The organism is Streptococcus suis (genome assembly GCF_046032535.1).
In the GTDB taxonomy this organism is placed as follows: domain Bacteria; phylum Bacillota; class Bacilli; order Lactobacillales; family Streptococcaceae; genus Streptococcus; species Streptococcus suis_AK.
On record NZ_JARQPL010000055.1, the window covers coordinates 1 to 9,709 of the forward strand.

Annotated in this window: 10 protein-coding genes; all 10 read left to right on the top strand. The window is 32.7% G+C overall.

Annotated elements, in window-relative coordinates:
- On the top strand, positions 1-1,068 hold a 1,068-nt coding region (locus tag P7J58_RS10785; protein WP_408556336.1), incomplete at its 5' end, for a DNA primase.
- A 53-nt stretch (positions 1,069-1,121) separates the two neighbouring features.
- Positions 1,122-1,349 carry a DUF5965 family protein gene (locus P7J58_RS10790; protein WP_000110922.1) on the top strand — a complete coding sequence of 76 codons (228 nt, stop codon included), beginning with the start codon at positions 1,122-1,124 and terminating at the stop codon, positions 1,347-1,349.
- Positions 1,346-1,735 carry a DUF5945 family protein gene (locus P7J58_RS10795; RefSeq protein ID WP_029187302.1) on the top strand — a complete coding sequence of 130 codons (390 nt, stop codon included), beginning with the start codon at positions 1,346-1,348 and terminating at the stop codon, positions 1,733-1,735. The genes P7J58_RS10790 and P7J58_RS10795 overlap by 4 nt, the downstream gene beginning before the upstream one ends.
- Positions 1,736-1,790: 55 nt before the next feature.
- The gene (locus P7J58_RS10800; RefSeq protein WP_029187301.1) at positions 1,791-2,087 is read left to right on the top strand and encodes a hypothetical protein; all 297 of its coding nucleotides are present in this window, start codon (positions 1,791-1,793) and stop codon (positions 2,085-2,087) included.
- Positions 2,088-2,264: 177 nt separating this feature from the next.
- Positions 2,265-3,332: an Abi family protein gene (locus tag P7J58_RS10805; protein WP_017768987.1), complete on the top strand. Its 1,068-nt coding sequence runs from the start codon at positions 2,265-2,267 to the stop codon at positions 3,330-3,332.
- 53 nt (positions 3,333-3,385) lie between these two features.
- Positions 3,386-3,628 carry a hypothetical protein gene (locus P7J58_RS10810; protein WP_002936408.1) on the top strand — a complete coding sequence of 81 codons (243 nt, stop codon included), beginning with the start codon at positions 3,386-3,388 and terminating at the stop codon, positions 3,626-3,628.
- Between the two features lie 341 nt (positions 3,629-3,969).
- A complete protein-coding gene (locus tag P7J58_RS10815) occupies positions 3,970-4,329 on the top strand; it encodes an SAG1252 family conjugative relaxosome accessory protein (RefSeq protein ID WP_024394064.1) in 360 nt (119 codons plus the stop codon).
- A gap of 9 nt (positions 4,330-4,338) precedes the next feature.
- A complete protein-coding gene (locus P7J58_RS10820) occupies positions 4,339-4,704 on the top strand; it encodes a MobC family plasmid mobilization relaxosome protein (RefSeq protein WP_024394063.1) in 366 nt (121 codons plus the stop codon).
- Positions 4,691-6,556 carry an SAG1250 family conjugative relaxase gene (locus P7J58_RS10825; protein ID WP_408556337.1) on the top strand — a complete coding sequence of 622 codons (1,866 nt, stop codon included), beginning with the start codon at positions 4,691-4,693 and terminating at the stop codon, positions 6,554-6,556. Before P7J58_RS10820 ends, P7J58_RS10825 begins: the two co-directional genes overlap by 14 nt.
- A gap of 131 nt (positions 6,557-6,687) precedes the next feature.
- Positions 6,688-9,633, top strand: a complete 2,946-nt coding sequence (gene lanM / locus P7J58_RS10830) for a type 2 lanthipeptide synthetase LanM (protein WP_029187299.1) — start codon at positions 6,688-6,690, stop codon at positions 9,631-9,633.
- The last annotated feature ends 76 nt before the right edge of the window (positions 9,634-9,709 follow it).

Genomic DNA, 9,709 nt, shown 5'->3' on the forward strand with positions numbered 1-9,709 from the left:
ATTAAAGCAGTAAAACAAAAGGCCATTTTAGATGTGGCTGAAAGTCTGGGTTATTCCTTCAGACGTTTATCAGGACACATTTATGAACACCCAGACCATGATTCCTTTCGGATTTTTGCGGATACCAATACTTTCAAATGGTTTTCAAGAGATATACAAGGGGATGTAATTGACTTTGTTCAGTTGGTGGCTGGAGTGTCTTTCAAAGAAGCCTTGTCTTACCTTGAAACTGGAGGCTTTGAACAAGCTAAGATGATAGAAGAAACTTATCAACCGTTTCAATATTATTTGCGTGAAGAACCCTTTCAGCAAGCGCGTATTTACTTAAAAGACATCCGTGGCCTAAGTGATCAGACTATCAATACCTTTGGTAGACAAGGATTGCTTGCTCAAGCTACTTATCAATCGGAGCCCGTATTAGTGTTAAAAAGCTATGACCACAACGGGACCTTACAGGCCGCAAGCCTTCAAGGTCTCGTCAAAAATGAAGAAAAACACGATCGAGGTTATCTCAAAAAAATCATGAAAGGATCTCATGGCTATGTCGGTATTAGTTTCGATATTGGGAATCCTAAGCGACTCATTTTTTGTGAATCAGTTATCGATATGATGAGTTATTATCAGCTTCATAACAAGCAGCTATCAGATGTTCGCCTGGTGTCAATGGAAGGCTTAAAACTTTCAGTGATTGCTTATCAGACTTTGCGTCTAGCAGCAGAGGAACAGGGGAAATTGGCATTTCTAGATACAGTAAAACCAAGTAGACTTAGCCATTATCTTCAGGCAATACAAGAGACGACAACCTTTTTTCAAACTCATTCAAACGTCATAACAATGGCTGTTGATAACGATGAAGCAGGAAGAGAATTTTATCAGAAACTGTCAGATAAAGGACTTCCGATTTTTCAAGATTTACCACCATTGCAAGGACTTGAAACAAAGTCAGATTGGAATGATATTGTGAAACAGCAGAGTGAACTATCCTTAAGTGATTGTATCCAAACAGCCCAAGCACAAGTTAATAAGAATCATCCTCCACCTAAACGAGAGCGTGCTATGGAATTGTGATAACAAAATCAAGTCCACTATCATAATCTAGAAAGTGACAAGGAGGACACCCTATGAGTGTGATTGAACGTCTGGCTGAAAAAGTAGCTAGGCAAGAAGAAAAGGTCTCACGTGAGACAGAGAAATTGGAACACTATCGTGACCAACTACAAACAGCTATGTACAGTACCTTTATCAAACGGCAACAATCTAGTCAGTTGTCATTTCATGAAGCACTAGAGCAAGCCTTTGGTAAAGAAACCACACTACACCCAAATTACAGAAATGAGGATACAGAATGAGTAAAACATGGAATTTTGATCAGCCACTAGATGATGTGAAACCAACATCGTCCCATGAAGAACGAGCTAAAATCGCAGCACTCTTCCATAAACAGGATGAAAAACCAATTGAAGAAGTAGATTATGTGGCTGCTTTTGAACAGCAAAAAAAGGAGTCAGAATTTAAAGATGTACAGACACCCGAATTAAAAGTTAAACAAAGTCAGCCGAAGAAAGTAAATATCACAAGTGACTATAAACAACACTTGGCAGATTCCATTGCACAAAACAACAAGGATATTTCCGCCTGTCAGAAGCAAATTGAAGAACTTCATCAATTGATTGATGAAAAGAAAATCCAAAATAAAAAGTTACAGGCTATTTCAGTAGCTATTGATGATTTATAAGTCAGGTAGTCCTATTCGGGCTACCTTTTTACAATTTAAGGAGAAGGTGAAGGTAATGAAATTCTTTCAAAAGAAAACACAGAATCAAGACCGATTTAAACGACTGATTCATAGACTATCAGAGATGTCAGATACTGAACTAACCAAAGTAGAACAACTCCTAGATGTGGTTTTTGATACAAAATTTAAGCCTGATAGGAACGTTGAATTATCTCAAAGCGTTATAACCGATGAGGAACAAAGTCTTGATAAGTCGATCCAAGAAGCGAAAAATAAACTTGACACGGAACAATTGGAAAAAAACATTGAGAGATTTAGACAAGGTAGGCGAGAGAGCAATAATAACAAATAACAGACCAATTATTTTGGCCTGTTTTTTGAAATATGTGTCATCGTTGAATCAAACGAAGTAAAAATATTTCTTGCTTAGTAGGAGGTGTTGTGGTATAATTTAGTTAGATTAGAAGTCATCGAAGGTACAGCAATGTATAACTAGGTGGCCTTTTTTCATATTGCGGAGAGATATTTTATGCCTAATAATGTATTTGAATTAATAAATTTTAAGGACTATTTGCCGTTAGATTTAGATATTACTGATAAAACTAGGTTGGTTTATAGACCAGTATTAGCACCAACTCAATTAAAATGTTCTCTTGAGCCGGCTTTAACTGAAGAACAGTTATATGTCCATATGAAAGAAAACTCTAACTGGTCTTTCAAATACAATGGGAATGATGATTTTTATAAACAGGATTGTATTGACTTTTTAAGAGATATAGACTTCCAATCATTCTCTCAATATGGGAAGTTGGTGGACAGAAAATACATAGAAGCAAAAAGAGTTTACTTATTTGATAGCTACTTTAGAAATTTTCTTCAAGAGATATTGGAGCGTATCGAAGTTTTTTTGAAGAAGAGTACAGCTGATGCTCTGACGATTGGATACAATAAAACTTCTTATATTTTTGAAGATGATACTCTCTATTATTCAGAACAATCTAAATACCGAAAAGAAAATCCTAAGAGGCTGGATATTGTTTTGAAAACAAAATATCATTTGTCACGATTGATTTTGGAAAAACAAGATGATGCCACAATCAAGAATCAGATTAACCAATATGGGGTCGTGTTACCTTGGACCGTTTTTCGTTTAATGACATTTGGAAATATAGCGTCCTTCCTCGTTGCCCTACAACCAGAATATCGAAATAAGGTTGCTGCCTATATTAGTCTTCCCTTGGACAAGGATGATAACATTCCAGCTAAAATCTTATTGTCTTGGTGTAACGCTCTTCGTTATCTTAGGAATATTTGCTCACACAATGGCAGATTATATGGTCGCTTACACCATACACTGCCAGCTTTTCATCATTCTGACAGAGAGTTGCTAGTGACAGACTCAGAGAATGATAGCAAGACACTATTTATCTATTTTATAGCAATGAGACATCTTATCTTGTCAATGTCCATAGAAACTAAGAATTTTTGGAATAAAAAATTACAAAAGCTTCTGGAAGAAAGTAATCAAGAACAAGTGGATTTGAGACACTATGGTTTTCCAAAAAATTGGATGGATTTATTGGCAATAAAGATATGATAAGTGCTTAGATGGACACGGACTAAAAAATAGATTAGAACGGAGGTAAAGTATTGAATCTTATTTCAATCAAAGAATTTGTCGAATTGACTATCAATAATAATCCAGACATCAATCCCAAAGAGCTTGAAGAAACCTTGCGTGCAGTACTTGAAGAAAAAGAAGGAGGGGCAAGGTGTATGAATTGTGGATCTCCTATTTGGGTAGCAGGGAGTGCACTGGTAGGGAGCTACATGTGCTTCACGTGTCTAACAGGTGAAGCCGATGGTAGTGATGATTTTGAAGTTTTAGGTTAAGCTATTTCATTTCAGAAATTTTTCGAGAGCCAAATGGCTCTTTTTCTTTTCCTGTGATAATTTTTTCAGCTCTCTCTTGTTACACTCTATCTAGTTTTAGAAAATCAACCCTTGACTTTTTCTTGGGGGTTTGGGGGCGAAGCCACCATGTTTTCTTATCGTCGGCTGACCAACCTGTAAGGTTTGGGTTCAGCTGGCGATTAGATTTTAGGTTATTGTGGACACAATAACTGAGCTCGCAAAGACCGAACAAGGAACGAGTTAGGTCTTTCGAGGGGTGTCTGACAATGTCAGGCTGCCTCACATTGTCAGACAATGCCTGATTTGAAAGGATGGATAGAATGAAACAAGATATTAGGCTCGTTAGAAAGCAGTTTAGAATGACGAGACAAGAAGAAAAACAGATAAAAGAGATGATGAAAGATCAGCAGATAGAGAGTTTTTCAGAATTTCTTCGGCATAACCTCTTTAAAACTGATGACGATGACAAAAGTATTGAGATGTGGTTTTCCCTATGGCAATCACAAAAGTTAGAACAGGTTAGCCGTGATTTATATGAGGTACTAGTCATCGCTAAGCAAAATCATCAAGTGACTCAAGAGCATGTTTCAATCTTATTGACCTGTGTTCAGGAGTTGATTGTGGAAGTAAGCCAATCACATTCTCTAAGTCAATCATTTCGTGATAAGTATATGAGATAAGAGGTTAGTATGGAATATCGTTACAGAACCAACTTGAAAAAAGTCTTTTTAACAGATAGTGAATTAAAACAACTGAATAATCGTATTGCAGAAAGTAGGAGTAAAAATTTTTCCGAATATGCTAGAAAAGTATTGCTTAATCCAAACATGACATTTTTAACAATTGACACTTCAAATTATAAGGAACTCGTTTTTGAATTGAGAAGGATTGGAAATAACATCAATCAGATTACACGTGCGATTAACCAAAGTCATCTCATTTCTCAGGAACAACTAAAAAGTTTGAGTCAAGGGATTGACGAGATGATTTCTGAAGTTGAGAAAGAGTTTCATATGAATGTTAAAGCGCTAAAGGAGTTTCATGGTAGTCACTAAACACTTTGCGACTCATGGGAAAAAATATCGTAGACGCTTAATCAAATATATTCTCAATCCTGAGAAGACCAATAATCTTGAATTCGTTTCTGATTTTGGAATGAGTAATTACTTGGACTTTCCAACTTATGAAGAGATGGTCAAGATGTACAATATCAATTTCATCAATAATGATGAATTGTATGATTCGAGAAATGACCGTTTGGAAAGAAAACAACAAAAAATTCATGCCCATCATGTGATTCAATCTTTTTCTCCTGAGGACAGCCTCACTCCTGAAGAAATTAATCGTATTGGCTATGAAACAGTGAAAGAATTGACTGGTGGAAATTATCGCTTCATCGTAGCTACTCATACAGACAAGTTACATACCCATAATCATATACTTATCAATTCTGTTGATCTCAATTCAGATAAGAAACTCAAATGGGATTATGCCCAGGAGCGGAACTTACGGATGATTTCTGATCGTATTTCTAAAATGGCTGGTGCAAAAATTATTGAGAAGCGTTATTCCTACCGAGATTATAAAAAATATAGGGAATTTAGTCATAAGTTTGAATTGAAACAACGTCTCTATTTTTTGATGCAGCAATCTAAAGCGTTTGATGATTTTTTAGAGAAAGCAAAGCAGCTGCATGTCCAGATTGATTTTAGTCAGAAGCATAGTAGTTTTTTGATGACTGATAGAACAATGACAAAACCAATTCGAGGTCGCCAACTTAGTAAACGGGACTTATATGATGAAGAATTTTTAAGAACACATTTTGCCAAACAAGAGATTGAAAGTCGTTTAGAATTTTTATTAGAGTCTGTTCATTCACTAGAAGAATTGCATGTAAGAGCAAAAGAGTTGAATCTAACCATAGAGTTAAAACAAAAAAATGTGATTTTTACCCTAGAAGAAGATGGTCAAAAGATTACTCTAAGCCATAAAAAAGTTAGTGATAAGAAATTGTACGACATTCCATTTTTTAACCATTACTTTGAAGACAAAGAGGCAAGAGATATTCAAGCATTAGAAAATATTCAGGAAGATTATCAGACTTTTCAAGAGAAGCAGCATAAGGAGAAAGTCTCCGCAGAAGAAATCGAGGAAGCCTTCAAGAAATACAAGGAAAAACGAGATGCCGTTCATGAGTTTGAAGTTGAACTTACGGATAATCAGATTGAGAAATTAGTTGATGATGGTATCTATATCAAGGTTTCATTTGGTATCAAACAAAGTGGGCTCATCTTTATTCCCAACTATCAGTTGGATATCCTAGAAGGAGAAAATCAGAAAAAATATAAAGTTTACATTCGAGAAACGTCCTCTTACTTTGTCTATAACAAAGTAAACTCGGATAAAAATTGTTTTATCGAAGGGAGAACTTTAATCAGGCAATTGACCAACGATAGCCAAAAACTCCCTTATAGACGACCAACTTTAAAAAGTCTTCAAGAGAAGATTTCTGAAATTAATCTTATGATTGAACTGTCTAACGCAAACAAACAATACCAAGAAATCAAAGATGAGTTTGTATTAGAAATTGCAGAGCTTGATATGAAGCTGGAAGAAACACAAGAAAAAATCGCCACCTTGAACAAGATGGCAGAAGTATTTATTAATCTGAAGAGTGAGGATCACGAAAGTAAGAAATTAGCTAAGTACGACTTCTCTAAAATGAACATGACAGAATCGATAACTCTAGATCAGCTTAATAAAGACATACTGATAATGCAACAGGAATTTGATAAAGAAATTGATGAATATGAGGGATTAGCCAGAAAGTTAGAAACATTTGTAAAAGTGTTAAATATAGGAGGAACTCTTAAACTCAAACAACGAGATAATATTTCAATGGAGTAAAAAGGTTTGTTGATGACAATAAATATAAATTTTTAAAAATAGATTTCTCTCAATCTCAAAAGTGCATAGAATACTCATTATCATTACTTGAAAATTTGATAATCTTAAAGTAATTATAAGGAGGAATTACTATGTCAGCAATTACAGATAAATGGATAAAACTATTTAATAATGTCAATAATTCTCAGGAGTTAGATACATTTTTAAAGAATGTTTCAGGGAAAGGGCTCAATGAATGGGAACAACTATATAATGACTATGATGAAAGTAAAAATTTACTTATTGAAGAAGCATTAGAACAATGTGAATGGATTTTATATATTCCACAGCAAAGGCTTAAGACTAGAATTAATTGGTTAGATTTATATAAACCATTGTGTTATAAATATGTCCAAAAGATTTATAGTATTGTTGAAACTAAGAATTATATTTCTGATAAACAGACTTTTATAGAAAGTATTGAAGAATATTTTTTTGATATTTGTATGAATATCAGTTATCGTACAGTTGTCTTAGAAATTAATGATTTACGCAGAAATTCAAAACTTCTGGGGGAGAGTAGAGAGGATAGATATAAATACTATATAGATATTTTATTGCGAGATAAAGAGTATATTGTTGATTTTTATAAAAGATACCCAATGTTATATGAGGTATTAGATCAAAAATTAAAAAATATAAGTTTTTATATCCAAGAAATTTTAAATAATTTAGAAGACGACATTCAAGATATTCAGAATTATTTTAAAGTATCGGATTTACAATTATTCAAAATTAATTTTAATGCCGGTGATACTCATTCTAAAGGTAAGACAGTTTGTATATTAAATTTCAAAGATAAGGATATTGTGTATAAGCCTCGTAATATGATATTGGATGTTAATTTAAAATTATTTGCAGAAGAATTTGAAAAGACATTTGGAATCTCGGATACATTATTTATCCCTAAGACTTTAATTAAGAAAGGATATAGCTATGTAGAAATGATTGAAATTCAAGAATGTTCTACTTTAGAAGATGTTAAAATATATTTTGAAAATATGGGGAAAATTTTAGCATTTTTACATTTGTTTGGTGCAAAAGATTATCATGGAGAAAATGTATTAGCGTCCGGGAGATTTCCTTATTTAATTGATAATGAAACAATTCTTCATTTTAGCGAAAATGAGAAAATTAATACATCTGTACATAAAATGTATGACTTTGTAGCTAACTCAGTATATAGTACAGGTATTTTGCCAATGACACTATATTCAATTAATAATAACAAAGGAATGGAAATAGGTGCATTAAATTCTGGAGCAAGAAGAGAATCTCCTTATTTAACTCATAAGCTGTCTAATGTTGGCACTGATGAAATCAGAATTGAAAAAGTTTTTAAAGAGGTTGGAAGCTTTCCTAGTACTGTTAGATACGAGGGTGAGAATATCTCTTGTTCTAATTATTTACCTCAAGTTCAACAGGGATTTGAAGAGATTTATAGAATCTTTGTTGATAATAAGTCAGTTATCTCAAAAATGATTAAGAAATATTTTAATAATTGTGAAACGAGATACATTTATAGGAATACTAATATATATGTACAATTACTAGAGACAAGTCATCACCCAGAACTATTAAAAAATCGTTATGATTTTGAAATGTATTTTCTTAGATTATATGAATATGGTGATATTTCAAATGAATTTGATAGTAAAATGATTCATGATGAGATTAATCAATTGAAAAATGATGATGTTCCGATTTTTTATTCCGATTCATCTAATAATAATATTTCAAATGGAGTTAAGGAGTATATTTTATCACTTGAGGGTGAAAGTATTGTAGAGAAAATTTTAAATAGAATAAAAATAGCATCTACTTCAAACTTAGTTCGTCAGAAGAGAATCATTAATATGTCTTTTATGGGAACAGAATTATTTGTAAAAAATATTGAACCACTTAAAAGAAAAGACTTTGGAAGAGAATTATTTGTAAAAAGACTATTATCTAGTAGGTTTGAACATGATGGCGAAATTAGTTGGTTAGCAATGCTAGCTATGGATAAAAATTATGACATATCACCTATGAAGTATGATTTATATTCAGGTACAGCAGGTATTTTACTTGGAATCAATAGTTTAGAAATCAAGGAGTTAGAAGAACTTTTTTCTGGAGTAATGAAATACACTGTTAACTACATAAAGGATTTTAGTTCTGATATTACGTATCAAAATATTGGGGCTTTTACTGGAATTTATGGCTATCTATATGCATTGTGTGTATTAAAGGAGAGTAATAAAGATATTCCTTTAGAGATTGAAACATGTATCTTTGAAACCATTTTTAGAACTAAAGATATAGTTTCAAATTTAGATAATTTGGATATTATAGGTGGGATTTCTGGTATTTTAGGTGTTTTATTGAAAGTCAATAGTACATTTAAAGGAAATTTAGATATATTAAATTTAACAGATAAGTTGATGAAACTAATTGTTCAACGTCTGCTTAAAATATATGCTGAAGAAGGGGGCTGGATTTCAGAAGATCCAGGGTATGCTCACGGGAATTACGGTGTAATTGTTCAGTTATATAAATATAGTTTAAGTTTAAGTACAGATTCAAATATTAGAAAAATGATTATTCAGTGTGTACAAGACTATTTAAGGAAAGAGAGAGAGGAGCTAGATCACAATAGAGTTCTAAAATTAAGAAAAAATGCTAAATACTACTCATGGTGTAATGGTATTGTTGGTATTGTAAAAGCTAAGCATTATTTGTTAATTAATGGGTTATCAGACAAATTGTTATCTGAAGAAGTGGAATATTACAGCAAAGATATACTAACTAATGGATTAAATTTGGATAATTCAATTTGTCATGGGAATGTGGGTAATTTGGTGATTTTGGATTCAATTTTACCTGTTCAAACTAATCAATTTGAAAATGCGATACATCAGGAAAGCAATCAATATTTATTAGAAAAAATGACCTATGAAACTGATGATTGGGGTGTTTTGACAGGTGAAATGGGAATATTGATGGCTAATTATAAGGCAGGTAGAAAATGTCTTAATGAATTGCTATTATTAAATTAAGTGGTAAAAAGTTAATAGAAAGTTGATTAATTTTTAGTTGATTTTTTAGAAAAAAGGGTGCACTAAAAACACCTAG

What these genes read in the sequence shown, in the direction of transcription:
- lanM (WP_029187299.1), top strand. Translation starts at nt 6,688, where the DNA reads ATGTCAGCAATTACAGATAAATGGATAAAACTATTTAATAATGTCAAT.
- P7J58_RS10815 (WP_024394064.1), top strand. Translation starts at nt 3,970, where the DNA reads ATGAAACAAGATATTAGGCTCGTTAGAAAGCAGTTTAGAATGACGAGA.
- P7J58_RS10805 (WP_017768987.1), top strand. Translation starts at nt 2,265, where the DNA reads ATGCCTAATAATGTATTTGAATTAATAAATTTTAAGGACTATTTGCCG.
- P7J58_RS10825 (WP_408556337.1), top strand. Translation starts at nt 4,691, where the DNA reads ATGGTAGTCACTAAACACTTTGCGACTCATGGGAAAAAATATCGTAGA.
- P7J58_RS10800 (WP_029187301.1), top strand. Translation starts at nt 1,791, where the DNA reads ATGAAATTCTTTCAAAAGAAAACACAGAATCAAGACCGATTTAAACGA.
- P7J58_RS10790 (WP_000110922.1), top strand. Translation starts at nt 1,122, where the DNA reads ATGAGTGTGATTGAACGTCTGGCTGAAAAAGTAGCTAGGCAAGAAGAA.
- P7J58_RS10795 (WP_029187302.1), top strand. Translation starts at nt 1,346, where the DNA reads ATGAGTAAAACATGGAATTTTGATCAGCCACTAGATGATGTGAAACCA.
- P7J58_RS10820 (WP_024394063.1), top strand. Translation starts at nt 4,339, where the DNA reads ATGGAATATCGTTACAGAACCAACTTGAAAAAAGTCTTTTTAACAGAT.